The sequence below is a fragment of the [Enterobacter] lignolyticus SCF1 genome (assembly GCF_000164865.1).
Taxonomy (GTDB): domain Bacteria; phylum Pseudomonadota; class Gammaproteobacteria; order Enterobacterales; family Enterobacteriaceae; genus Enterobacter_B; species Enterobacter_B lignolyticus.
Genome location: NC_014618.1, coordinates 3,766,408 through 3,790,327 on the forward strand (window position 1 = coordinate 3,766,408; position 23,920 = coordinate 3,790,327).

At 52.6% G+C, this 23,920-nt stretch carries 13 protein-coding genes, 4 tRNA genes, 3 rRNA genes and 3 pseudogenes; 6 read left to right on the forward strand and 17 right to left on the reverse strand.

Going from position 1 to position 23,920, the window contains the following annotated elements:
* Positions 1-246: 246 nt before the first annotated feature.
* The 3 genes from cadA to cadC all read right to left on the reverse strand — a co-directional run bounded on the left by cadA (position 247) and on the right by cadC (position 5,702).
* Positions 247-2,391 carry a lysine decarboxylase CadA gene (gene cadA / locus ENTCL_RS17555; protein ID WP_013367489.1) on the reverse strand — a complete coding sequence of 715 codons (2,145 nt, stop codon included), beginning with the start codon at positions 2,389-2,391 and terminating at the stop codon, positions 247-249.
* A gap of 85 nt (positions 2,392-2,476) precedes the next feature.
* A complete protein-coding gene (gene cadB / locus ENTCL_RS17560) occupies positions 2,477-3,814 on the reverse strand; it encodes a cadaverine/lysine antiporter (RefSeq protein WP_013367490.1) in 1,338 nt (445 codons plus the stop codon).
* Between the two features lie 352 nt (positions 3,815-4,166).
* Positions 4,167-5,702, reverse strand: coding sequence for a lysine decarboxylation/transport transcriptional activator CadC (gene cadC, locus ENTCL_RS17565; RefSeq protein ID WP_013367491.1), 1,536 nt, complete (start codon positions 5,700-5,702; stop codon positions 4,167-4,169).
* 532 nt (positions 5,703-6,234) lie between these two features.
* On the opposite strand from cadC, the pseudogene ENTCL_RS24185 reads away from it, so the two are divergent.
* A pseudogene (locus tag ENTCL_RS24185) lies at positions 6,235-6,345 on the forward strand (hypothetical protein); the annotation flags it as partial.
* A 9-nt stretch (positions 6,346-6,354) separates the two neighbouring features.
* Positions 6,355-7,875 (forward strand): lysine--tRNA ligase, encoded by a 1,521-nt coding sequence (gene lysS, locus ENTCL_RS17570; protein ID WP_013367492.1) that lies wholly within the window; start codon positions 6,355-6,357, stop codon positions 7,873-7,875.
* Between the two features lie 229 nt (positions 7,876-8,104).
* Here lysS and ENTCL_RS17575 read toward each other — a convergent pair.
* A tRNA-Asp gene (locus tag ENTCL_RS17575) sits at positions 8,105-8,181 on the reverse strand.
* 133 nt (positions 8,182-8,314) lie between these two features.
* Complete coding sequence (gene dnaQ / locus ENTCL_RS17580; protein ID WP_044612172.1) at positions 8,315-9,046, reverse strand: DNA polymerase III subunit epsilon; 732 nt, start codon at positions 9,044-9,046, stop codon at positions 8,315-8,317.
* Between dnaQ and rnhA the strand changes: the two are divergent.
* Positions 9,000-9,579: pseudogene (gene rnhA / locus ENTCL_RS17585) on the forward strand (ribonuclease HI). The gene dnaQ and the pseudogene rnhA overlap by 47 nt on opposite strands.
* Here rnhA and ENTCL_RS17590 read toward each other — a convergent pair.
* On the reverse strand, positions 9,576-10,298 hold the full coding sequence (locus tag ENTCL_RS17590) for a class I SAM-dependent methyltransferase (RefSeq protein ID WP_013367495.1): 723 nt from the start codon (positions 10,296-10,298) through the stop codon (positions 9,576-9,578). The pseudogene rnhA and the gene ENTCL_RS17590 overlap by 4 nt on opposite strands.
* A gap of 38 nt (positions 10,299-10,336) precedes the next feature.
* Between ENTCL_RS17590 and gloB the strand changes: the two genes are divergently transcribed.
* Together gloB and mltD are read left to right on the forward strand one after the other, a co-directional pair.
* Positions 10,337-11,092, forward strand: coding sequence for a hydroxyacylglutathione hydrolase (gene gloB, locus ENTCL_RS17595; protein ID WP_013367496.1), 756 nt, complete (start codon positions 10,337-10,339; stop codon positions 11,090-11,092).
* A 71-nt stretch (positions 11,093-11,163) separates the two neighbouring features.
* Positions 11,164-12,531 carry a murein transglycosylase D gene (gene mltD, locus ENTCL_RS17600; RefSeq protein WP_013367497.1) on the forward strand — a complete coding sequence of 456 codons (1,368 nt, stop codon included), beginning with the start codon at positions 11,164-11,166 and terminating at the stop codon, positions 12,529-12,531.
* A gap of 64 nt (positions 12,532-12,595) precedes the next feature.
* On the opposite strand, the gene ENTCL_RS17605 is transcribed toward mltD, so the two are convergent.
* From ENTCL_RS17605 to ENTCL_RS17615, 3 genes are all read right to left on the reverse strand, one after another.
* Positions 12,596-13,366: a class I SAM-dependent methyltransferase gene (locus ENTCL_RS17605; protein WP_013367498.1), complete on the reverse strand. Its 771-nt coding sequence runs from the start codon at positions 13,364-13,366 to the stop codon at positions 12,596-12,598.
* An 81-nt stretch (positions 13,367-13,447) separates the two neighbouring features.
* Positions 13,448-14,248, reverse strand: coding sequence for an endonuclease/exonuclease/phosphatase family protein (locus ENTCL_RS17610; protein WP_071841420.1), 801 nt, complete (start codon positions 14,246-14,248; stop codon positions 13,448-13,450).
* 142 nt (positions 14,249-14,390) lie between these two features.
* A complete protein-coding gene (locus ENTCL_RS17615; RefSeq protein ID WP_013367500.1) occupies positions 14,391-15,566 on the reverse strand; it encodes an MFS transporter in 1,176 nt (391 codons plus the stop codon).
* A 104-nt stretch (positions 15,567-15,670) separates the two neighbouring features.
* Between ENTCL_RS17615 and yafC the strand changes: the two are divergent.
* Positions 15,671-16,611: pseudogene (gene yafC / locus ENTCL_RS17620) on the forward strand (DNA-binding transcriptional regulator YafC).
* Here the strand turns inward: yafC and dkgB are convergent.
* The 8 genes from dkgB to gmhB all read right to left on the reverse strand — a co-directional run bounded on the left by dkgB (position 16,608) and on the right by gmhB (position 23,762).
* Entirely contained in the window at positions 16,608-17,411 is an 804-nt protein-coding gene (dkgB, locus tag ENTCL_RS17625; protein ID WP_013367502.1) for a 2,5-didehydrogluconate reductase DkgB, read from the reverse strand. The pseudogene yafC and the gene dkgB overlap by 4 nt on opposite strands.
* A 172-nt stretch (positions 17,412-17,583) precedes the next feature.
* Positions 17,584-17,660, reverse strand: a tRNA-Asp gene (locus ENTCL_RS17630).
* 96 nt (positions 17,661-17,756) lie between these two features.
* Positions 17,757-17,872: ribosomal RNA gene (rrf, locus tag ENTCL_RS17635) — 5S ribosomal RNA — on the reverse strand.
* Positions 17,873-17,937: 65 nt separating this feature from the next.
* Positions 17,938-20,842: ribosomal RNA gene (locus tag ENTCL_RS17640) — 23S ribosomal RNA — on the reverse strand.
* 179 nt (positions 20,843-21,021) lie between these two features.
* Positions 21,022-21,097, reverse strand: a tRNA-Ala gene (locus tag ENTCL_RS17645).
* Between the two features lie 38 nt (positions 21,098-21,135).
* Positions 21,136-21,212, reverse strand: a tRNA-Ile gene (locus ENTCL_RS17650).
* Between the two features lie 71 nt (positions 21,213-21,283).
* Positions 21,284-22,823: ribosomal RNA gene (locus ENTCL_RS17655) — 16S ribosomal RNA — on the reverse strand.
* Together the 16S, 23S and 5S rRNA genes with 3 tRNA genes alongside form the textbook arrangement of a ribosomal RNA operon.
* Before the next feature lie 366 nt (positions 22,824-23,189).
* Positions 23,190-23,762, reverse strand: a complete 573-nt coding sequence (gene gmhB, locus ENTCL_RS17660) for a D-glycero-beta-D-manno-heptose 1,7-bisphosphate 7-phosphatase (RefSeq protein ID WP_013367503.1) — start codon at positions 23,760-23,762, stop codon at positions 23,190-23,192.
* Positions 23,763-23,920: the final 158 nt, after the last annotated feature.

The following is a 23,920-nucleotide window of genomic DNA, read 5'->3' on the forward strand; positions in this document are numbered from 1 at the left end:
CAACCGCTTGCATGCTGGCGGAACCTCAACATCGCTGTTATCAAAGTAATAGATTTGTTTTCTCAAATTAATAATTTTCCTGCCCGTCTATCGGGTATGGATAGACGGTATAGATTCGAATGTCATGCTCATGAAATGCATCGCTTTCGCTGCTTCACCGTGGGTGTAATTCTGGCCGGGGCCAAACTTGCCGCGTCGATCGAAAAAAGGGAAGCGGCAAGCCGCTTCCCTTAGTTACACGATTAATTACTTGTTGTTTTCTTTTAGCACACTGACGACGTAATGGCCGTCTTCCTGGCGATATGCGCCGTGGATATCGGTTTCGAAGCCCGGGTAGTGGGCGCCGATTTCGCACAGCATCTGCAGGAACTCCAGTACCGGACGGCTTTCTTCGGTGATCATTTCGCCCGGCATCACCAGCGGCACTCCCGGAGGATACGGCAGGATCATGTTGGCGTTGACGCGGCCAACCATCTCTTCGAGGCAAACGTCTTCCACTTCACCGTGCAACACTTTCTGGAACGCGGTGTACGGGGTCATGACCATGGCCGGCAGCACTTCGAAGGCGCGGAACATCAGGTCCGGCAGGTTGTGATGCTCAACCAGTTTGTGGATGTTCTGCGCCAGGTCCTGAATGCGCATATTTTCATAGAACTCAGGAGCTTTACGGTACAGCGACGGTAGAATGTTTTTCACGCACAGGTTCAGGTCGAACGCGCGTTTGAAGTCGGTCAGCGCGCGCAGCAGGCTCAGCGCTTTGGTTTTGTCGATACCGATGCTGAACAGGAACAGCAGGTTGTACGGACCGGTTTTCTCAACAATGATGCCGTGTTCATCAAGGTATTTCGCAACGATACTTGCCGGGATGCCGAAATCATCCATGGTACCGTCTTTCTTCATCCCCGGAGTCAGAAGAGTGACTTTGATTGGGTCAAGGGACATGTGCTCGTTATCGATGTTTTTGAAACCGTGCCATGCGCTGTCAGAACGCAGCGGCCAGCATTCCGGCTTATCGATATGTTCCGGCTGCCATACGTCGAAGAACCAGCCGTCGGATTCGCCTTTCAGGCGTTTGATCTCTTTACGGAACTTGATAGCGCGCTCGATAGAGCCTCTGATCATGCGCTTACCCGCATTACCCTTCATCATCGCCGCTGCGGTTTCGGTGGACGCCACGATACCGTAGTGCGGAGAAGTGGTGGTGTGCATCATGAACGCTTCGTTAAAGGTTTCTTCGTTGACGTCGCCTTTAACGTGGATCATGGAAGCCTGCGAGAACGCCGCCAGCAGTTTATGGGTGGACTGGGTTTCATAAATCACTTTCCCTTCCACACGGCCGCCGCTCATACCGCATTTACCTTCGTAAATCGGCGAGAAGTTGGTGTAAGGCACCCAGGCGGAGTCAAAGTGGATGGATTTCACATCCAGATTTTTCTTGATGAAATCAGTGTTGTACAGCAGGCCGTCATAGGTGGAGTTGGTGATAACCGCGTGTACCGGCCAGGTTGCATTCGGCGTCTCTTTGACGCGCCTGGCGATGGTCGCGTGCTGGAATTCGCTCTGCGGAATACCGCCGAGGATGCCGTAGGCGTTACGGGTCGGACGGAAGTAAATCGGCGTAATGTCGCTCATCATCATCAGATGGGTCAGCGATTTGTGGCAGTTACGGTCGATAAGAACGGTGCTGCCCGCCGGGGCGGAATACATACCGACGATTTTGTTCGCGGTAGACGTACCGTTGGTCACCATGTAGCTGCGTTCAGCGTTGAAGACGCGGGCGATGTACTCTTCGGCTTCTTTATGCGGACCGCTGTGGTCGAGCAGGGAGCCCAGCTCGGACACGGAGATGGAGATATCGGATTTCATGGTGTTAGCACCGAAGAAATCATAGAACAGGCTACCTACCGGGCTTTTCTGGAACGCGGTACCGCCCATGTGGCCAGGGGTGCAGAAGGTGTATTTGCCTTCGCGGACGTATTTGAACAGCGCCTTGGTCAGCGGCGGCAGAATGGTGTCGATATATTCGTCGGTGTTCTGTTTGATTTTAGCCGCGATATCATCTGCTGCGCCCAGCGCATATTCGAAGAAACGAACCTGCATGTGCAGATCGTTCAGGCTAACGTCCAGAGTGGAATAAGTGTTAGCAAACGCATACAGCGGCATGTATTCGTTCATTTCGCTGATTTCTTCGCACAGCTCGAAATTGTATGTGTCCCAGTCGAAAATCACACCACACAGCTGCGCATTGTTTTCGATAAGTTTCAGCAGATCTTCGCGGTCGTTCGGGTAAACAATGCCGAAATCCAGGCGCTCAAGGGCACGGTGCAGTTCACGGATAGGTTCTTCTTTAAAGTAGACACCCGTGTGATTCATGATTGCAATAACGTTCATAGTCATATCTCCAGATGTAGAGTACCCCTCCCGTCACGTGGTGACAGGTTCAGGAGGAATAGCGATAAATGGGTTCAGTAACTCGTTAGTGGGCGTCAGCTGTTTTCGCTTGACCAGATTCGTTGTTATGCTGGCGGCCGTGTATTTTGCGGCCATAGAACATCAGGATGATCAGGCTGACGATGAAGGTGCCGGCCAGTTCGAAGGAGCTTGCCCCCATCAGCGCGATGAAGCAGAAGGCACAACCGAGAATGGAGCAGATCAGGCTTGCAAGATTGCGAATGTTGGTGCCTTCGATACGAATCAGGTCAACGCAGGAGTAGAAGTAAGGCAGCATGGTCAGCAGTACCGCAATCCCCGTCAGCATGCCAAACAGGTCAGAGGCTTTACCGCCGCTGGAGCTCATCATGGTAATCAGCACCATCAGCACGGTCATTTTCACTGCGGCCAGCAGCAGACCTTTTTTCGGAATACCATTGCTGTCAGTTTCGCCATAGATTTTCGGGAAGTTACCATCATCAGCAGCACGTTTACCGGCCTGGCCTACCAGCATCATCCAGGACCCCAGAGAGGTCAGACAGGCGAATGCGGTGAAGGCAGAAACCATCGGAGCAGCCCAGCCGCCGAGGATGGTAGACGCACTGATGGCGAACGGCGCACCAGAAGCCGCCATCTGAGAAGCAGGATACATACCTGCGATGACCTGAGTCGCAGCTATATACACGATACCGGCCATTGCGGTACCCAGTATTGTTGCCAGTGGTACGGTCCGTTTCGGATTTTTCACCATACCGGTGCTGACGGCGGCAGACTCAACACCGACGAACGCCCACAGGCAGAGCAGAATACTTTTGATTATCGCCTGACTGTCAGTGGTCTGAGAAGTGTTCCAGTTTGCCTGATAGGTGGCAACATCAAACCAGTGCCAGCCGACAATAGCGGTCATGATAACTGGAATAAGTACCAGCACCAGACCAATAGTCGTCAGGCGGCTCACCCAGGTTCCACCGAGCATATTCACGAAGGTGAATATCCACACGATGGCAATACAGGCGATACCGGCCGGAATCGGGTTATTTAAAACAGGGAAGAAGGTAGACAGGTAAGATACTGCGGTAATCCCGATTGCCAGGTTACCAATCCAGTTTGCATGATAATAAAGTACGCCGGTCTGGAAACCGAATGCTGGAGAAATTTCCCCTGCATAAGCAATTGGGCCACCCTGTTGCGGGTTTATGGTGGCCAGTCGGGCATAGACATAAGCCAGAGACATTGCACCAATAATAGCAATCACCCAACCCCAGATAGCAATACTACCAAGGCTTGCCAGGTTAGCAGGCAATAAAGCAATCCCGCTCCCCATCATATTACCAGCGACTACGCCGATACAGGCAAATAGTCCGATCTTCTTGGCAGAACTCATTTTTAATTTTCTCCTGAGCTTTACTTTGAAAGTGCGGACCATAATGTGAATTTAGTAGTCCGACCAACTGCCTGCGATATTAATGATTATCATAAGGGAAGTCCTAAGGATTAGATAAGCTAATTAAAAATAGTGCAAAAATGATATCTTGATTTATTTTATAAAAACACAAAAAAGACATCTTGATATCATAAATAAATAATACCCATTGATTAACATGAATTTAATGATACACAAGAGATGCGCATGATTTTTATTGTCACAAGCCTGGCGATTTGCAGCAGCCAAAAAATATTGCTGACGCCTAAAAAACATCACACTGCCATTAAATGATAGTGTGATGAAGGTCTGCTTATTTTGAAGAAAGGAAGTTATTGAGATAAGGGACGATGCGGGTAATAGACGTCTGGAATACGCCGTTTTTAATCCAATACAGGGTGTTTTCACCAGGTCGTAAATTAAAAGCGGTAAGATAGGCATCAGCAGCCTGGCGATTGGCTCCTTTCATTTCATATGTTTTTCCAAGCAACACATAATTGAGCCAGGACATCTCCAGAACAATACCGTTATTAATGGCCTCAAATGCTTCATCAACATTGCCTTTGCTCAGTTGAACGATAGTTTGTATTTGATAGACGATTGATTCATCTTTCATTCCGGGGATATTTTCCACCTGCTGAATCGCCTCATACATAGCCGTCAGGGATGTCCCCTCAAGCGGATGCTGCGAATGGCGTAATACATCCACCAGCACCTTCTCCGCATACGCATACGTGAACTCTGGAGACTGCTTTGTGATCTCACTCAAAATATCATGGGCTTTAATTAACGAATCGACATCTCCATTCATTAAGAATTGATGTGCCTGATAGAAATGAGGCAACGATGTACTTTTCAGCGGTTGATACTGTCTGAGCATCTCATGCATTTTTTCTGACCATGGCTGCTCCAGCGCTTCGGAAAGACTGTCCATCAGGTCGTTCTGGATCACTAATTGGTTGCCGTTGGTAATGAAGTAGCGTTTGTCGAGCATGCTGGATCCGTCAGCATTATTCACCAATTGTACTGACATAAAGCACTGCTGTGCCCGATAATGGCGCTGATTGACGAACTCAATGGTCAGGGTTTTCCCGGAGCTGCTCGGTTCATTGAAGTTGTAGTCGGTTTTGTCATGGACCATAAAGGTTGAGTGGGTATTGAGCAACGTCGTTACGAGGTTACCGAGCCCAACCGCATAGGAGCGCTGCGACATCCAGTTATTACAGGAGTTACCGTTCTCGAGGCGAATGTCTATATCACGCGGGTTGAGCAGCAGTCGCGTTTTAGCGATAGCTGGATGGGATTTTATCGTGGACATTGCCACCATCGCAACGCAGGTAACGAGCGCCAGCAGGAACAAACTCCATACCCAGAATGTAGCAAGGCGCTTACGTTTTGCTGGACTCTCCACAGGTGAAGCTGCAGGCTCTGGTGGGGGATCGGCGAAAGGTACATGAGCAGGTTCAATTGGCGTATGCAGTTCAGCAGCAGGTAGCTCAGGTATGAGGTCTTCACTTTCAACTGTCGTACACCAGAAAACCGGCGCTGTCAGTTTATAGCCGCGTTTAGGCACGGTAACAATGTATTCCGGGCTACTGTCATCGCCATCTTTCAGTGACTTACGTAGCTCAAAGATGCTTTGAGTGACAACATGGCTGGTGACGATGTTACGTGTCCAGACATTATCAATGAGCCTGTCACGACTCAGCACCTCGTCAGGATTACGGGCAAAAAAAACCAGAAGGTCAATTAGACGCGGTTCTAATGTTAGCTGGCGTCCCTGACGACTAATTTGATTAACGGAGGGGATAACAAACCATTCTCCAACACGCACAACAGGTTGCTGCATAAAAAGCTCAGAAGTAAAATGGAAACGTGAATTATATCATATTATACCCCCTCAATTTTGATGAGCCTCACCCTCCCAATCAGATATATGCTCGAATATCATCATTTTTCTATATTTTTGAAATAGATGGTGTCATATTTTTATTCTCTTAAATGAATTCAATATTATCTTAAATCAATGCAAGATTTTCTTAAATCCAGACAGCTCCTTCTTAAATTCACACAAGGATACCCAGAACTTCATTTTAGAATGTCGCACAAGGACAATGAGCGCAGGTAAATTAGCACACTGGAATTGCAAAAGTGACGTTTCTGCTATCTCAGTCGCAAGCTAAGAATAAACAACAAACACGCAAAAACTAATCTTATCATCTGTATCAAGAATTTATTCCTCATGATAACTTTTCATTTTACGATTGGTTTGAATTTACAGAATGGTTTACGATGATCTTTGTGGATAAATATCCATGTAGATATTTATGCCGGGAGAGACTTTTAATAGAAGTCATTGAAGAGTTCGAAAAGGAGGTGGCGACTCGCATATCAAAGATCTGCGCACTGATGCAGAGTTCCGCAATACCCAGGCCGTGCTGGACGGCAGCCTGGACCAATTTATCGAAGCAAGTTTGAAAGCAGGGTTATGAGGAACCAAAATGTCTGAAATACAAGCACAAGGTGCCGATGAGGCCATTGACCTTAATAATGAACTGAAATCCCGTCGTGAAAAGCTGGCTGCCCTGCGTGAAGAGCAGGCTGTCGCGTTCCCGAACGATTTCCGTCGCGATCATACCTCTGACCAATTGCACTCTGAATTCGATGCCAAGGAAAACGAGGAACTCGAATCCCTGAACGTTGAAGTCTCTGTTGCTGGTCGTATGATGACCCGCCGCATTATGGGTAAAGCCTCCTTTGTCACGTTGCAGGACGTGGGTGGCCGTATCCAGCTGTACGCGGCGCGTGACGATCTGCCGGAAGGCGTTTATAACGATCGGTTCAAAAAATGGGACCTCGGCGATATCATCGCCGCGCGCGGTAAGCTGTTTAAGACTAAAACCGGCGAGCTGTCCATTCACTGCACCGAACTGCGTCTGCTGACAAAAGCGCTGCGCCCGCTGCCGGATAAGTTCCACGGCCTGCAGGATCAGGAAGCGCGCTACCGTCAGCGCTATCTGGATCTCATTGCCAACGATGAATCCCGCAACACCTTTAAAATCCGCTCTCAAATCCTGGCCGGAATGCGTAAGTTCATGGTCGGTCGCGGCTTTATGGAAGTAGAAACGCCGATGATGCAGGTGATTCCGGGTGGCGCATCCGCACGTCCGTTCATCACTCACCACAACGCGCTGGATATGGACATGTACCTGCGTATCGCGCCGGAACTGTACCTGAAGCGTCTGGTGGTTGGCGGCTTCGAACGCGTCTTCGAAATCAACCGTAACTTCCGTAACGAAGGTATCTCCGTTCGTCATAACCCTGAGTTCACCATGATGGAACTCTATATGGCGTATGCGGACTACAAAGACCTGATCGAGCTGACCGAATCCCTGTTCCGCACCCTGGCCCAGGACGTTCTGGGTAAAACCGAAGTGCCTTACGGTGAACACACCTTCGACTTCGGCAAGCCGTTCGTGAAACTGACCATGCGCGAAGCTATCAAGAAATACCGCCCGGAAACCAACATGGCGGATCTGGATAACTTCGACGCGGCGAAAGCCATCGCAGAATCTATCGGCATTCACGTCGAGAAGAGCTGGGGTCTGGGGCGTATCGTGACCGAAATCTTTGACGAAGTGGCGGAAGCGCACCTGATTCAGCCGACCTTCATCACTGAGTATCCGGCTGAAGTGTCTCCGCTGGCGCGCCGTAACGACGTGAACCCGGAAATCACCGACCGCTTTGAATTCTTCATCGGCGGCCGTGAAATCGGTAACGGCTTCAGCGAGCTGAACGATGCGGAAGACCAGGCACAGCGCTTCCTGGACCAGGTAAACGCGAAAGCCGCAGGCGATGACGAAGCGATGTTCTACGACGAAGACTACGTGACCGCGCTGGAACACGGTCTACCGCCGACCGCGGGTCTGGGTATCGGTATCGACCGTATGGTTATGCTGTTCACCAACAGCCACACCATCCGTGACGTTATCCTGTTCCCGGCGCTGCGTCCGGTGAAGTAATTCCTCGGGGAGCGCTATTCCAGTGCACTATGCATATGGTTTTCATTGTAATAGTTGAACGGTACCGCCAGGTTTTGCAGCGCCGCTCGCGCATCAGGTTTTGGCAAGATGAAATGAATACCTGTCAGAAACATTCTCAAGGCTACCGACGCGAGCCAAATGACAATGCCATATCGTGAAATTCAGACATGAAAAAGGCCATGCTAATCAATAGCATGGCCTCGAATAGTGGCGGAACGGACGGGACTCGAACCCGCGACCCCCTGCGTGACAGGCAGGTATTCTAACCGACTGAACTACCGCTCCGCGTTGTTGTTCCGTTGGGAACGAGGCGAATATTACGGATTACCTCTACCCTCGTCAACGCTTTTTCTCGGCTTTTGAATCGTTTGCTGCAAAAATCGCCCGCAGGTTGATTTTTACGGTATTTCGGCGTCCGTCAGGCGCGCCAGAGGCAGCTTCCGCCCTTTTTTTGCACCAGGTCGAGCCGCGATTCATGGGCCATCAGCTCTTCATCGCTGGCTAAAACCACCCGCAGCTTACTGGCCGCACGGACAACGCGCTGAATTCCAGCCTCTCCCTGCGTCTGCTGCGCCTCGCCCTCCATGGCAAACGCCATCGACGTTTGCCCGCCGGTCATCGCCAGATAGACGTCGGCCAGGATCTGGGCATCGAGCAATGCCCCGTGCAGCGTACGCTTGGTATTGTCGATTTCGTAGCGCGAACACAGCGCATCGAGGCTGTTACGCTTGCCCGGGAACATTTTCCTTGCCAGCGCCAGGCTATCGGTGACCTTGCAGAAGGTATTGGTTTTCGCGATGCCGCGATTGAGCTTACTGAACTCATAGTCCATAAAGCCGATATCGAACGATGCGTTGTGAATGACGAGCTCTGCGCCGCGAATATACTCGAGGAACTCATCGCAAACGTCGGCGAAGGTCGGTTTATCCAGTAAAAACTCGTCAGCGATACCGTGAACGTTAAACGCTTCCGGGTCTACCAGCCGGTCCGGCTTCAGGTAAACGTGGAAGTTGTTGCCGGTCAGACGACGGTTGATCACCTCGACGGCGCCGATCTCAATAATCTTGTGCCCTTCATAGTGCGCACCAATCTGGTTCATACCGGTGGTTTCGGTATCGAGGACGATCTGTCGAGTAATTGCAGTGCTCATAGCGGTCATTTGTGTCAGACTTGTCGTTTTACGTATCGAGTTCAATTACAGGAAGTCTACCAGAGATGCTTAAACAGGTAGAAATTTTCACCGACGGTTCCTGCCTGGGTAATCCAGGTCCGGGCGGCTACGGTGCGATTTTACGCTATCGCCAGCACGAAAAAACCTTTAGCGCCGGTTATTACATGACAACCAACAACCGTATGGAGCTGATGGCGGCGATTGTGGCGCTGGAAGGCCTCAAAGAACACTGCGAAGTGGTACTCAGCACCGACAGCCAGTATGTACGCCAGGGGATCACGCAATGGATCCACAACTGGAAAAAACGCGGCTGGAAAACCGCAGATAAAAAGCCGGTTAAAAATGTCGACCTCTGGAAGCGCCTGGATGCGGCCTTGAGCCATCACCAGATTCGCTGGGAGTGGGTAAAAGGCCACGCCGGACATCCGGAAAACGAACGTTGCGACGAGCTGGCGCGCGCGGCCGCCATGAGCCCAGGCCAGGACGACACGGGCTACAGCGCGGAAAGCTAGAGCCGCGGCTTACGATACTGCCGCGTCGCGCCTACCGCCGGGCGCAGCTGCGTTCGGGATTTACTCTGTTTCATCGGGTTAAGCGTCAGCGGTATCGTTCGCTTGCGCGCCACGATAAGCTGCAGACACCCGAGCGCCGGCAGATGGGTGCTGAGCAGCCTCCCTCCCTGCCGGTTCCAGGGCAGCACCTGGAAGCGGCCATGGTGCAGCACCTCAAAATTCAGCAATGACAGCCAGTCGAGCTGGCGCATCATGGTGAACATCCGGCTGTTATACGGCATACTGCCGCGCAGCACCGGCGCCAGTTTTCGCAGCCCCATCAGGCTCACCGGGTTAAAACCGGTCATGATAAGCCAGCCGTCATCGATCAGTACGCGATCCGCCTCGCGCAGAAGACGGTGCGGATCCTGGCACCAGGGCAGCGTGTGGGCCAACAGACAGGCATCGACCGACTTATCCGCAAAAGGCAAATACAGCGGATCGGCGATAACTTGCCTGGGTTCGCCGCCGAGCGACACATTTACCTGATGGGAAATCGCGCAGGCCTCGGTGTTGATTTCAGCGCTCAAATTGCCAATCTTCAGCAGATGAAATCCGTAGAGTTTTGTCAGCCAGGGCTTAAGCTGTTGTTCCAGCGCTTCACGATAATATTCGCCCCAGGGCATCTCTGCCCAATGGCCTGGCGCGGTGACGGTCAGGGATATCCTTGCCGGTTTCATCACAACCTTCCGCTACGTTACGTTATGAGAGGTAATCTATGAATCTTAACAGTATTCCCGCCTTCCAGGACAACTACATCTGGGTTCTGAGTGATAACAAGCAACATTGCCTGATTGTCGACCCGGGCGAAGCGGCGCCGGTGCTTCGCGCCATTGAAGAAAACCACTGGCAGCCCGAGGCCATTCTGCTCACGCACCATCATCACGATCACGTTGGCGGCGTGAAAGAAGTCCTGCAAAAGTATCCGGGTATTGTGGTGTATGGTCCGCAGGAGACACAAGATAAGGGTACGACGGTCATCGTTAACGAAGGGGATACGCTTCACGTTTTGGGATGCGAATTTTCCGTAATTTCGACCCCTGGGCACACCACCGGGCACGTGTGTTACTTTAGCAATCCTTATCTTTTCTGCGGCGATACGCTGTTCTCGGGCGGCTGTGGCCGGCTGTTCGAAGGGACTGCTGCGCAGATGTACCAATCTTTGCAAAAGATTAACGCACTTCCCGATCATACGTTAATTTGTTGTGCCCATGAGTATACGTTAGCAAACATGAAGTTTGCCCTGAGTATTATGCCTGATGATTTAGCGATAAATGATTATTTCAGAGAAGTTAAAGAGTTACGCGCTAAAAATCAAAAAACACTCCCGACAATTCTTAAAAATGAGCGCAAGATAAATTTATTTTTACGCACAAATGACATTGATTTTATTGAAGAAATATCGAGAGAAACAAATTTGCAACAACCTGAAGAGCGATTTGCATGGTTACGGTCAAAGAAAGATAACTTCTAAGATTTCGAGGTTGCCTTTTTAAAATTTCGCCGTTATGATCGGTCGTCTTTTAAGCAACTATTGACACACACATGAAGGCACGAGCGATATTACTCGCCTCTGTCCTGCTCGTTGGGTGCCAGGCGTCGAAGAACGGCGCCAACATTCAGCAGCACGCACAGAGCCTTTCTGCGGCTAGTCAAGGGGAAGCAGGAAAGTTTGCAGGTCAGGCGCGATGGATGGATGATGGAACCTTCTATGCGCAGGATCAGGATCTGTGGGCTTTCATTGGCGGCGAGCTAAAGATGGGAATTCCGGAAAATCCCCGGATTCGCGAACAGAAACAGAAGTATTTACGTAATAAGAGCTATCTCCACGATGTAACTTTACGGGCAGAGCCGTATATGTACTGGATAGCAGGGCAAGTGAAGAAACGTAACATGCCCATGGAACTGGTACTACTACCCATAGTGGAGAGCGCTTTTGACCCACACGCGACGTCTGGCGCCAATGCCGCAGGCATTTGGCAGATCATTCCGAGCACCGGGCGCAATTATGGTTTAAAACAGACCCGCGGCTATGACGCGCGTCGCGATGTTGTCGCATCGACTACGGCTGCACTCGATATGATGCAGCGTCTGAACAAGATGTTTGACGGCGACTGGCTGTTGACGGTCGCGGCCTACAACAGCGGCGAAGGGCGCGTCATGAAAGCAGTGAAAACCAACAAAGCGCGTGGTAAACCCACCGATTTTTGGTCGCTTTCGCTGCCTCAGGAAACAAAGGTCTATGTGCCTAAAATGCTGGCATTGAGTGATATTCTCAAAAACAGCAAGCGCTATGGCGTACAGCTGCCGACGGCAGACGAAAGCCGCGCGCTGGCACGTGTCCGTCTGGACAGCCCGGTAGAAATGAAGCAATTGGCCGATATGGCGGGTATCTCAGTCAACAAGCTGAAGACCTTCAATGCTGGCGTAAAAGGGTCAACCCTTGGCGCAAGTGGTCCAAAGTATGTGCTGGTGCCGCAAAAACATGCCGACCAGCTGCGTGAATCGCTGGCATCAGGTGACATTGCAGCAGTACAGCCTACTCAGGTTGCTGATAATGCCCCGCTGACCAGCCGTAGCTACACGGTACGCTCCGGCGATACGATTTCCGGCATTGCTTCACGCCTGGGCGTGACGGCAAAAGACCTGCAGCAGTGGAACAAGCTGCGCGGTTCAAGTCTGAAAGTCGGCCAGAGCCTGACGGTAGGCGCAGGCAGCAGCGCGGAACGCCTTGCCCGCAACAGCGATAGCATTACCTATCGCGTACGCAAAGGTGATTCGCTTTCGAGCATCGCTAAACGCCACGGTGTCGACATCCGCGATGTCGTCCGCTGGAACAGCGATACGCAGAACCTGCAGCCGGGCGATCAGCTGACGTTGTATGTGAAAAACAACGACAGACCTGACTCCTGACAGTACGGATAAAAAAGGCACCGATTCCCCCGGTGCCTTTTTTCTATGCGCAATTTGTACAGCGCTATGCGGCTTTACGCGCTTCCACCATGATGGTATCGCTGGTAAACGATCCATCCTCCTGCAGCGCAAAATAGGCCTGCACCTCTTCTGATGCGCTCTGCTGATAAAGGCGAATCGCCTCGCACAATGGCGCAGGCGTGCGCATCCGGGCTATCCATGACCCATACTCCAGCGCCAGCCTGTCGGTCGTCAGGTTCTGAGTAATAAGTCCAGCCTCATTGATCATCGCCAGCCATTCCCCGCTGGCATAATTACGTACGTGCGACGTGTCGCGCAACGCCTCAACCGTCTGCAGCCAGATATCCCGCAGCGGATGCCCGGGCGACATCACATCCATCACGATCAGCACGCCGCCGGGTTTCAGCACCCGTTTAACCTCCCGCAGCGCCTGGCCGACATCGTGCCAGTGATGCGCGGAATAGCGGCTGATGACCACCTCAAAAGAGGCGTCGGCAAACGGCAGCGATTCTGCATACCCCTGCTGCGTTTCGATATTCGCAAGCCCTTTATCCCGGGCGGCGGCGCTGACAACGTCCAGCATCTGAACCGACAAATCATAGGCGGTCACGCGGGCGGCCTGCGTCGCCGCAACGAAGCTGGCATGGCCCGCGCCACAGCCCATATCCAGCACATGGGCCTGCGGGAAGCTGGCGAGCCGCTCGCCAAGCCGTTGCAGGTCGCGGCCCGATGCGTGCACCGCGCTGGTCAGATAGGCGTCAGCCTGAGAGCCAAACTGCTTTTCTACGTTGTGATGATGGGAGCGTGTGGTCATGGTGTTGTCCTTCGGTGGTTGAAAAATAAAGGGCAGCACCTTACCTGCGCAGGTCTGCCCCACGGCAGACCTGACGTACCCTTAGCGTTCAGGTTTGCCGGGACTGAATTCTACGAGTAGCGGATTATGGTCGGAGGCGCGCGTCACCAGCACGGAAGCATCGTGCACATTCAGACCACGATAGAAGACAAAATCAAGAGGACGGCCAAACGCACGGCGGCGGTGATCGTCGGTGAAACGCACCTCGCGCAGCGACATTTCGCGCGCAAAGCGGTACAGCGCATTCATACGCGGGCGGCTCCATGCGTTGAAGTCACCCGCCATGATAACCGGCCCCGAGTGATGCGCTATCTGGTCGCCGATGGGAAGTAACTGCTTACTATAAACATCAACGCCGAGGCTGAAGTTAACGGCGTGGATATTGACCACCATCAGCAGACGCCTGTCCGGTAACGGATAAACGGTCACAAGAGCGGATTTGGCCAGCCGTAAAATAGGCTCCCGCTCGCGCAGCGGGCAACAGTAGACCGGATGCGCGGCAGAAAGCGTCATTACGCCTGACGGGTGCTGCGGCAGCACAAAGGCCGGCACCTGATCCGCGGCGAGATAGTTAGCGGTTGCAAACCGGAGCAGTTCGGGAGTGGTCTGCGCCTCCTGCAACAGCATCAGATGCGCATCTTTGCCAAAGTTTTTCAGCACCGACAGCCACTCGGCCCGCTGCTGCTTAAAGATATTCCATACCAGTACGCGGATCTTCTCTTCGCTGCTTAATGGAACGCCCGCGGGTAACGCCTGACCGATGCTCGCGAACGAACCGGGAGGTAAAATCCTCTCAGCGGGCTGTCCGGCGACATAGCGCATAGCATAGGTATTTTTTCGCACTTTTTGGATTGAACCTCAATAACAGAAAAGCCACGCCGTTGCCGGGGTGACCTTTCTGTTATAGGGATTTTTGCTCACACTTTCAACGCTATTTGCCAGAAAGATTCGTCAGCGAGTGTAAGCAAGCGCTTACTTTCCGGATTCAGACAGCCAGCGCTTTCGCTCGTCCGTCCAGACGACCGCTCAGGCCAATCAGCAAAAACGCCGCCAGCACAATGACCGCGCCGATCCACGGCGTCTGCGCCAGACCATAATGCTGAACCGTTTGACCGCCGATGACGGAGCCCAGCGCGATCCCCACGTTGAAGGCGGCAATATTAAGACCGGAAGCCACATCAACGGCGGATGGCGTGTAAACCTCTGCCTTCTGCACCACGTAAACCTGTAAGCCCGGCACGTTGCCAAAGGCGAAGATGCCCATGACCAGCACCGTCGCCAGCGCAGCATACTGAATGGCGGCGGTAAACTGGAACACCACCAGAAGGGCAACCAGCGCGGCGAAGATAATCTTCAGGGCCGGAACCGCGCCGTGCCTGTCCGCCAGCTTGCCGCCCCAGATATTACCGATAGCCACGGATACGCCATATCCAAGCAGGATCCAGCTGACGGCACTTGGGGAAAAACCGGCCAGGTTTTGCATCATCGGCGCCAGGAAGGTAAAGGCGGTAAATACGCCGCCATAGCCCAGCGCAGTGATGGTATAGATCATCAGCAAACGCGGATGCGTCAGCACCTGCAGCTGGTCGCGAAGCGAAGCTGCCGCGCGGCTGGGAATCGAGTTCGGCACCAGAATCGCGCTGCTCAGCAGTGAAATAATGCCCAGCAGGGAGACCGCCAGGAAGGTTTCACGCCAGCCAAAATGCTGGCCGATAAAGGTTCCCAAAGGCACGCCGGTCACCAGCGCGACGGTCAAGCCGCCGAACATAATTGCAATCGCCGACGCCGCTTTCTCTTTTGGCACCAGACCTGTCGCGATAGTAGAGCCAATGGAGAAGAAGACCCCGTGCGCCAGCCCCGTCAGCAGGCGAGCGATAACCAGCGTCGCATACCCCGGCGCCTGCCATGCGATAAGATTACCCAGCGTAAACAGCACCATCAGCGCCAGCAGCAGCTGTTTGCGCGGCATACGGCCCGTCAGGGCGGTTAACACCGGCGCGCCGATGGCCACGCCGAGCGCATAAATAGAGACAAGGAGCCCCGCGGAGGGCAGTGAAACAGACAGCTGTTCGGCAATTGTCGGAACCAGACCGACTATTACAAATTCTGTTGTGCCAATTGCGAAGGCACTGATCGTCAGGGCAAGTAGCGCCAGCGGCATAATTAACTCCGTATCATCAGGATTAAGATGACAACGAGTATGCGCGGATGTTTAAATAACAAAAACCGTCAAAATCTCAATACAATTTTGCTTCAGGTGCAACAATGAGAGCCACATCAGAAGAGATAGCCATTTTTGTCGCCGTGGTGGAAAGCGGAAGCTTCAGCCGCGCAGCGGAGCAGCTCGGGCAGGCCAATTCCGCTGTCAGCCGTGCGGTCAAAAAGCTGGAGTCTAAACTCGGCGTCAGCCTGCTCAACCGCACTACGCGGCAGCTTAGCCTGACTGAAGAAGGCGAACGCTATTTCCGCCGGATGCAGGGCGTCCTGCAGGAAATGGCGGCCGCAGAAAATGAGCTGATGGAAACGAGAAATACCCCGCGCGGTCTGCTGCGGGTGGATGCGGCGACGCCGGTGATGCTGCATTTTCTGATGCCGCTCGTTAGGCCATTTCGCGAGCGCTACCCGGAGATGACACTCTCGCTAGTCTCTTCAGAGACGTTTATCAATCTTATCGAGCGTAAGGTCGACGTTGCTATCCGGGCGGGTACTCTTACGGACTCAAGCCTGCGCGCGCGTCCGCTATTTAACAGCTACCGGAAGGTGATAGCCTCTCCGGACTATCTGGCCATGCACGGCGTGCCGCAGACCGCCGACGATCTCAGCGCGCATTTATGCCTCGGATTCACCGAGCCCGTCTCGCTCAACACCTGGCCACTTGCCCGGTATGACGGGCAGCTGCTCGAAGTCGAGTGCGGACTCACATCCAATAGCGGTGAGACCCTGAAACAGCTGTGCCTGAACGGTAATGGTATCGCCTGTTTGTCGGATTACATGGTGGATAAAGAGATAGAAAGCGGTGAGTTTGTGGAGATCCTGGCGGATAAACGCTTGCCGGTCGAGATGCCGTTTAGCGCGGTGTACTACAGCGACCGGGCCGTCAGCACGCGTATTCGCGCGTTTATTGATTTCCTGAGCGAGCACGCAAAACAGCTCCCGAAGGAGCTGTGAGAGGGTTAAGTAAGGACACAGAGCGGGCTGGACATTAATCCCAGTTTGGCGCCAGGCCTTCCGGGCTGACCAGGCGATCGTTGCAATCAAGCGCTGCGATCGCTTTTTTATCTTCCGCGTCTAATTTCAGATCCAGCGCCAGCAGGTTGCTTGCCAGGTTTTCACGTTTGGTTGAAGACGGGATCACGGAGTAACCTTCGCCCATCGCCCATGCCAGGATAACCTGTGCTGCTGTCGCGTTATGTTTCGCAGCAATGCGGGCAATCACTTCATCTTTCAGCGCCTTACCGTAGGCCAGCGTCATATAAGAGGTGATGTGGATGTTGTGCGCTTTTGCCCAGTCCACGACTTTGCGGCTCTGCAGATACGGAGACAGCTCAATCTGGTTAGTCGCAATATTTTCGGCACCTACAGCAGCAATCGCTTTTTCCATCAGAGGGATGGTGAAGTTAGAGATACCGATTTCACGGGTCAGGCCCTCTTTCTTCGCTTCCAGCAGCGCTTGCATGAATTCTTCTACGGATACTTCATCGTTTGGCGACGGCCAGTGAATCAACGTCAGATCGACGTAGTCGGTACGCAGTTTTTTCAGGCTCGCTTTCAGGCTCGGGATCAGCTTGTCTTTGCTGAGGTTCTCGATCCAGATTTTCGTAGTGATATACAGATCGCTGCGCGCTACGCCGCTTTCCGCAATCGCCTGACCTACAGCGGCTTCGTTATCATAGATTTGCGCCGTATCAACCGCGCGGTAGCCGAGCTCCAGCGCTGTTTTAACAGAAGCGATAACGACGTCGTCTTTCAGACGGAAAGTGCCAAGACCGAATGCAGGGATAGTCATGATGTTCCTCTTTCTCAATGAATTAGTGAATGTTCGTTCGATGAGAGGAGTATGACGGGTTTAGCATGAGGTAAAAAGATCGCTAAACGCAGAGGATTTTTGCTAAAACAGCAATAATGGCATTTAAGACAAAAGAAAAAGCCCTGAGCAGATGCTCAGGGCTCTCAATAAGTGGCGGAACGGACGGGACTCGAACCCGCGACCCCCTGCGTGACAGGCAGGTATTCTAACCGACTGAACTACCGCTCCACCGAAACTGTTTTACTGCTACCGGTTGTCACTCCGGTTTACTGCTTAACTGTCGAACCGCCCACAACGCTATTGTGGTCGCATTCTTTAATTGATGCCTGGCAGTTCCCTACTCTCACATGGGGAGACCCCACACTACCATCGGCGCTACGGCGTTTCACTTCTGAGTTCGGCATGGGGTCAGGTGGGACCACCGCGCTTTTGCCGCCAGGCAAATTCTGTTATCTGTATCAGGCTGAAAATCATCTCAAATCCGCCAAAACATCTTCGGCGTTGTAAGGTTAAGCCTCACGGTTCATTAGTACCGGTTAGCTCAACGCATCGCTGCGCTTACACACCCGGCCTATCAACGTCGTCGTCTTCAACGTTCCTTCAGGAGACTTTAAGTCTCAGGGAGAACTCATCTCGGGGCAAGTTTCGTGCTTAGATGCTTTCAGCACTTATCTCTTCCGCATTTAGCTACCGGGCAATGCCATTGGCATGACAACCCGAACACCAGTGATGCGTCCACTCCGGTCCTCTCGTACTAGGAGCAGCCCCCCTCAACTTCTCCAGCGCCCACGGCAGATAGGGACCGAACTGTCTCACGACGTTCTAAACCCAGCTCGCGTACCACTTTAAATGGCGAACAGCCATACCCTTGGGACCTACTTCAGCCCCAGGATGTGATGAGCCGACATCGAGGTGCCAAACACCGCCGTCGATATGAACTCTTGGGCGGTATCAGCCTGTTATCCCCGGAGTACCTTTTATCCGTTGAGCGATGGCCCTTCCATTCAGAACCACCGGATCACTATGACCTGCTTTCGCACCTGCTCGCGCCGTCACGCTCGCAGTCAAGCTGGCTTATGCCATTGCACTAACCTCCTGATGTCCGACCAGGATTAGCCAACCTTCGTGCTCCTCCGTTACTCTTTGGGAGGAGACCGCCCCAGTCAAACTACCCACCAGACACTGTCCGCAACCCGGATTACGGGTCCACGTTAGAACATCAAACATTAAAGGGTGGTATTTCAAGGTTGGCTCCATGCAGACTGGCGTCCACACTTCAAAGCCTCCCACCTATCCTACACATCAAGGCTCAATGTTCAGTGTCAAGCTATAGTAAAGGTTCACGGGGTCTTTCCGTCTTGCCGCGGGTACACTGCATCTTCACAGCGAGTTCAATTTCACTGAGTCTCGGGTGGAGACAGCCTGGCCATCATTACGCCATTCGTGCAGGTCGGAACTTACCCGACAAGGAATTTCGCTACCTTAGGACCGTTATAGTTACGGCCGCCGTTTACCGGGGCTTCGATCAAGAGCTTCTCCTTACGGATAACCCCATCAATTAACCTTCCGGCACCGGGCAGGCGTCACACCGTATACGTCCACTTTCGTGTTTGCACAGTGCTGTGTTTTAATAAACAGTTGCAGCCAGCTGGTATCTTCGACTGATTTCAGCTCCACCCGCAGGGGCTTCACCTACATATCAGCGTGCCTTCTCCCGAAGTTACGGCACCATTTTGCCTAGTTCCTTCACCCGAGTTCTCTCAAGCGCCTTGGTATTCTCTACCTGACCACCTGTGTCGGTTTGGGGTACGATTTCGTGTTACCTGATGCTTAGAGGCTTTTCCTGGAAGCAGGGCATCTGTCACTTCAGCACCGTAGTGCCTCGTCATCACGCCTCAGTGTTAAAGTGCTCCGGATTTGCCTGGAACACACACCTACACGCTTAAACCGGGACGACCGTCGCCCGGATGACATAGCCTTCTCCGTCCCCCCTTCGCACGTAACACCAAGTACAGGAATATTAACCTGTTTCCCATCGACTACGCCTTTCGGCCTCGCCTTAGGGGTCGACTCACCCTGCCCCGATTAACGTTGGACAGGAACCCTTGGTCTTCCGGCGAGCGGGCTTTTCACCCGCTTTATCGTTACTTATGTCAGCATTCGCACTTCTGATACCTCCAGCATGCCTCACAGCACACCTTCAACGGCTTACAGAACGCTCCCCTACCCAACAACACATAGTGTCGCTGCCGCAGCTTCGGTGCATGGTTTAGCCCCGTTACATCTTCCGCGCAGGCCGACTCGACCAGTGAGCTATTACGCTTTCTTTAAATGATGGCTGCTTCTAAGCCAACATCCTGGCTGTCTGTGCCTTCCCACATCGTTTCCCACTTAACCATGACTTTGGGACCTTAGCTGGCGGTCTGGGTTGTTTCCCTCTTCACGACGGACGTTAGCACCCGCCGTGTGTCTCCCGTGATAACATTCTTCGGTATTCGCAGTTTGCATCGGGTTGGTAAGTCGGGATGACCCCCTAGCCGAAACAGTGCTCTACCCCCGAAGATGAGTTCACGAGGCGCTACCTAAATAGCTTTCGGGGAGAACCAGCTATCTCCCGGTTTGATTGGCCTTTCACCCCCAGCCACAAGTCATCCGCTAATTTTTCAACATTAGTCGGTTCGGTCCTCCAGTTAGTGTTACCCAACCTTCAACCTGCCCATGGCTAGATCACCGGGTTTCGGGTCTATACCCTGCAACTTAACGCCCAGTTAAGACTCGGTTTCCCTTCGGCTCCCCTATTCGGTTAACCTTGCTACAGAATATAAGTCGCTGACCCATTATACAAAAGGTACGCAGTCACCCCATTAAGAGGCTCCCACTGCTTGTACGTACACGGTTTCAGGTTCTTTTTCACTCCCCTCGCCGGGGTTCTTTTCGCCTTTCCCTCACGGTACTGGTTCACTATCGGTCAGTCAGGAGTATTTAGCCTTGGAGGATGGTCCCCCCATATTCAGACAGGATACCACGTGTCCCGCCCTACTCTTCGAGTTCACAACGTGTGCATTTTCGTGTACGGGGCTGTCACCCTGTATCGCCGGACTTTCCAGACCGTTCCACTAACACACGCGCTGATTCAGACTTTGGGCTCCTCCCCGTTCGCTTGCCGCTACTGGGGGAATCTCGGTTGATTTCTTTTCCTCGGGGTACTTAGATGTTTCAGTTCCCCCGGTTCGCCTCATTAACCTATGGATTCAGTTAATGATAGTGTGACGGATCACACTGGGTTTCCCCATTCGGACATCGCCGGGTCAAAGGTTCATATCACCTTGCCGGCGCTTTTCGCAGATTAGCACGTCCTTCATCGCCTCTGACTGCCAGGGCATCCACCGTGTACGCTTAGTCGCTTAACCTCACAACCCGAAGATGTTTCTTTCGATTCATCACCGGCTTGCGATAATTTGAGAGACTCGAACACACCATTAAAGATGTGTCGTTTCAATTTTCAGCTTGATCCAGATTTTTAAAGAGCAAAACTTCGCAGTGCACCTTTTCAGGTTCACTCTGAAGTTTTCTTGTGTCGCAGTAAAGATGGTGGAGCTATGCGGGATCGAACCGCAGACCTCCTGCGTGCAAAGCAGGCGCTCTCCCAGCTGAGCTATAGCCCCATCGTAGTTAAAACCTCATCAAATTTGCATCGCAAATTTGGTAGGCCTGAGTGGACTTGAACCACCGACCTCACCCTTATCAGGGGTGCGCTCTAACCACCTGAGCTACAAGCCTGCAGAGATTTTTTACTGCTCATTTTTCATCAGACAATCTGTGTGAGCACTACAAAGGCAGGTTCTTTAAGGTAAGGAGGTGATCCAACCGCAGGTTCCCCTACGGTTACCTTGTTACGACTTCACCCCAGTCATGAATCACAAAGTGGTAAGCGCCCTCCCGAAGGTTAAGCTACCTACTTCTTTTGCAACCCACTCCCATGGTGTGACGGGCGGTGTGTACAAGGCCCGGGAACGTATTCACCGTGACATTCTGATTCACGATTACTAGCGATTCCGACTTCATGGAGTCGAGTTGCAGACTCCAATCCGGACTACGACATACTTTATGAGGTCCGCTTGCTCTCGCGAGGTCGCTTCTCTTTGTATATGCCATTGTAGCACGTGTGTAGCCCTGGTCGTAAGGGCCATGATGACTTGACGTCATCCCCACCTTCCTCCAGTTTATCACTGGCAGTCTCCTTTGAGTTCCCGGCCTAACCGCTGGCAACAAAGGATAAGGGTTGCGCTCGTTGCGGGACTTAACCCAACATTTCACAACACGAGCTGACGACAGCCATGCAGCACCTGTCTCACGGTTCCCGAAGGCACTAAGGCATCTCTGCCGAATTCCGTGGATGTCAAGACCAGGTAAGGTTCTTCGCGTTGCATCGAATTAAACCACATGCTCCACCGCTTGTGCGGGCCCCCGTCAATTCATTTGAGTTTTAACCTTGCGGCCGTACTCCCCAGGCGGTCTATTTAACGCGTTAGCTCCGGAAGCCACTCCTCAAGGGAACAACCTCCAAATAGACATCGTTTACGGCGTGGACTACCAGGGTATCTAATCCTGTTTGCTCCCCACGCTTTCGCACCTGAGCGTCAGTCTTCGTCCAGGGGGCCGCCTTCGCCACCGGTATTCCTCCAGATCTCTACGCATTTCACCGCTACACCTGGAATTCTACCCCCCTCTACGAGACTCAAGCCTGCCAGTTTCGAATGCAGTTCCCAGGTTGAGCCCGGGGATTTCACATCCGACTTGACAGACCGCCTGCGTGCGCTTTACGCCCAGTAATTCCGATTAACGCTTGCACCCTCCGTATTACCGCGGCTGCTGGCACGGAGTTAGCCGGTGCTTCTTCTGCGAGTAACGTCAATCACTGTGGTTATTAACCACAATGCCTTCCTCCTCGCTGAAAGTACTTTACAACCCGAAGGCCTTCTTCATACACGCGGCATGGCTGCATCAGGCTTGCGCCCATTGTGCAATATTCCCCACTGCTGCCTCCCGTAGGAGTCTGGACCGTGTCTCAGTTCCAGTGTGGCTGGTCATCCTCTCAGACCAGCTAGGGATCGTCGCCTAGGTGAGCCGTTACCCCACCTACTAGCTAATCCCATCTGGGCACATCTGATGGCATGAGGCCCGAAGGTCCCCCACTTTGGTCTTGCGACATTATGCGGTATTAGCTACCGTTTCCAGTAGTTATCCCCCTCCATCAGGCAGTTTCCCAGACATTACTCACCCGTCCGCCGCTCGTCACCCGAGAGCAAGCTCTCTGTGCTACCGCTCGACTTGCATGTGTTAGGCCTGCCGCCAGCGTTCAATCTGAGCCATGATCAAACTCTTCAATTTAAAAGTTTGATGCTCTTAGAATTAAACTTCGTAATGAATTACGTGTTCACTCCAGAGACTTGGTATTCATTTAGTGTCCGAGGACATTAAGAATCCATGTCACTTTGAGTGCCCACACAGATTGTCTGATAAATTGTTAAAGAGCAGTTGCGACGCGCTTCAGCGCTCTGTCGCGAGGTGGCGTATATTACGCTTTCCTCTTTCAGAGTCAACCCTGATTTTCAGGATTTTTTCTCTTCAACCGAACCGGCTGTTTGTGTGAAGTGATTCACATCCGCCGTGTCGATGGAGGCGCATTATAGGGAGCTCAGAAGGAATGACAAGCGGAAAAATGCATTTTTGCTTCAACCGCTCATCTTTTCATCGTTACGCCGGTTTTTTCTGCTTTTTGATAGCCGCGGGCAGGTCCGCCAGGCTGTTAATCACCCAATCTGCCGCCGATTCGGCCTCCGCCGTCACCGGCTTGCCGGTGCGCACCAGCACTTTGGTGCCAACGTCCGCTGCGGCAGCCGCCTGCATATCTTCGATTTTATCGCCCACCATATAAGAGGCAGCCATATCAATGTGCAAATAGTCTCTGGCGGAGATAAACATGCCTGGATGCGGCTTACGGCAATCACACACCTGGCGATACTCTTCGACAGAGCCCTGCGGATGGTGCGGACAATAATAGATGCCGTCCAGGTCCACGCCGCGGTCCGCCAGCGACCAGTCCATCCACTCCGTTAGCGTCTCGAACTGCGCCTCGGTAAATTTTCCGCGCGCAATCCCCGACTGGTTGGTGACCAGCACCAGGGCATACCCCATCTCTTTCAACTCGCGCATCGCATCAATGACGCCGTCGATAAATTCAAACTCATCAATTTCGTGGACATAACCATGATCGACATTAATAGTGCCATCACGATCGAGAAATATTGCGGGAACGGTCTTTGCCACCGGTGTGCTCCTGAATAAGGCATGTGGCGGTAGTATCTCACGTTTCGTCCGGCAAGAAAGTGCTCATTGGCGCTTCTCCGGATTGATTTAGACGTCTGGATGCCTTAACATCCATTCCATCGACGGTCATCACCCGTCTGGGGCAGCAGAAAATGCCA

Bases quoted from the DNA above. Each gene is read 5' to 3' on its own strand.
- cadB (WP_013367490.1), bottom strand. From the start codon at position 3,814: ATGAGTTCTGCCAAGAAGATCGGACTATTTGCCTGTATCGGCGTAGTC.
- mltD (WP_013367497.1), top strand. From the start codon at position 11,164: ATGAAGGCACGAGCGATATTACTCGCCTCTGTCCTGCTCGTTGGGTGC.
- lysS (WP_013367492.1), top strand. From the start codon at position 6,355: ATGTCTGAAATACAAGCACAAGGTGCCGATGAGGCCATTGACCTTAAT.
- dnaQ (WP_044612172.1), bottom strand. From the start codon at position 9,046: ATGAGCACTGCAATTACTCGACAGATCGTCCTCGATACCGAAACCACC.
- cadC (WP_013367491.1), bottom strand. From the start codon at position 5,702: ATGCAGCAACCTGTTGTGCGTGTTGGAGAATGGTTTGTTATCCCCTCC.
- dkgB (WP_013367502.1), bottom strand. From the start codon at position 17,411: ATGACTATCCCTGCATTCGGTCTTGGCACTTTCCGTCTGAAAGACGAC.
- cadA (WP_013367489.1), bottom strand. From the start codon at position 2,391: ATGAACGTTATTGCAATCATGAATCACACGGGTGTCTACTTTAAAGAA.
- ENTCL_RS17605 (WP_013367498.1), bottom strand. From the start codon at position 13,366: ATGACCACACGCTCCCATCATCACAACGTAGAAAAGCAGTTTGGCTCT.
- ENTCL_RS17590 (WP_013367495.1), bottom strand. From the start codon at position 10,298: ATGAAACCGGCAAGGATATCCCTGACCGTCACCGCGCCAGGCCATTGG.
- ENTCL_RS17615 (WP_013367500.1), bottom strand. From the start codon at position 15,566: ATGCCGCTGGCGCTACTTGCCCTGACGATCAGTGCCTTCGCAATTGGC.
- gloB (WP_013367496.1), top strand. From the start codon at position 10,337: ATGAATCTTAACAGTATTCCCGCCTTCCAGGACAACTACATCTGGGTT.